This window comes from Sulfurihydrogenibium sp. (genome assembly GCF_027448985.1).
Lineage (GTDB): Bacteria > Aquificota > Aquificia > Aquificales > Hydrogenothermaceae > Sulfurihydrogenibium.
In genome coordinates, this window is the sequence record NZ_DAIDMN010000162.1 from 1 (window position 1) to 1,164 (window position 1,164).

Sequence of the window (1,164 nt, forward strand, 5' to 3'; positions counted from 1 at the left end):
TAACACCGTGAGATTTACAGGGAAGTTTTTTTCAAGGGGTGTACTTTTGTAAAGTTTTTTAAGGACTTTCTCCGGATTTGCATCTCTTTTTAACTCTATTACGATTCTTATTCCGGTTCTGTCCGATTCGTCTCTAAGGTCTGAAATTCCTTTTTCTTTTCCGGTTCTAACAAGTTCAGCTATTTTTTTGATTAGTTCAACTTTATTTACTTGATAAGGTATTTCATAAATCACTATTCTTTGTCTGTTACCAGGAAGTTTTTCTATTCGTGCTTTTCCTTTTATGGTTACAGAGCCTCTTGCTGTTTTGTATATATCTACAATCTCTTGATGGGTGTTGGTGATTATTCCTCCTGTAGGAAAATCAGGACCTTTGATAAATTGGCACAACTCTTCGACTGTAGCATCCGGAAATTGGGCTAAGTATTTTAATGCCTCTGCCACTTCTGTAAAGTTATGAGGAGGAATACTTGTTGCAAGACCGACCGCTATTCCGGATGTTCCATTACATATAAGGTTTGGAAATTTAGACGGTAAAACCGTAGGTTCCTCTAAGGATGCATCAAAGTTTGGCATCATATCAACCGTGTTTTTTTCTATATCTTCAAGCATCTCAACGGCAAGTTTTGTAAGCCTTGCCTCCGTGTACCTCATAGCCGCCTGGGGGTCACCGTCTATTGAACCAAAGTTTCCTTGTCCGTCTATAAGTGGATATCTCATTGTAAAATCTTGAGCCATTCTAACTAATGCATCGTAAACGGAAGTATCACCATGGGGATGAAATTTACCTAATGTTTCTCCTACTATTCTTGCGGATTTTTTATAAGGTTTATTAGGAAGAAGTCCTAAATCGTACATGGCGTATAAAATTCTTCTTTGAACCGGTTTTAGACCATCTCTTACATCCGGAATAGCCCTACCTGCAATAACGGACATCGCATAATCTATGTAAGCACTTTTAACTTCTTCTTCACTAGGGACTTTTTTAATGTCTTCCATTGATACTCCTTACAGATTTAGTACTTGATTTAAATATTATACCATTTTGGTGTATCACTAATGATATTTCATTTTGAAATTATTATTTCATATTTTAATCAAAAAATTTTAAGTATATATCAATAAGTTAGTGTCTATTAACCATCTAAGTTAATAGAATTTAAA

1 protein-coding gene is annotated in these 1,164 nt (G+C 35.2%); it reads right to left on the reverse strand.

Annotated features, from left to right (window positions below; translation table 11 throughout):
• Positions 1-999 (reverse strand): DNA gyrase subunit A (locus tag NE054_RS08300; protein WP_297890522.1); only part of this gene is annotated, 999 nt, incomplete at its 3' end.
• Between the last annotated feature and the right edge of the window lie 165 nt (positions 1,000-1,164).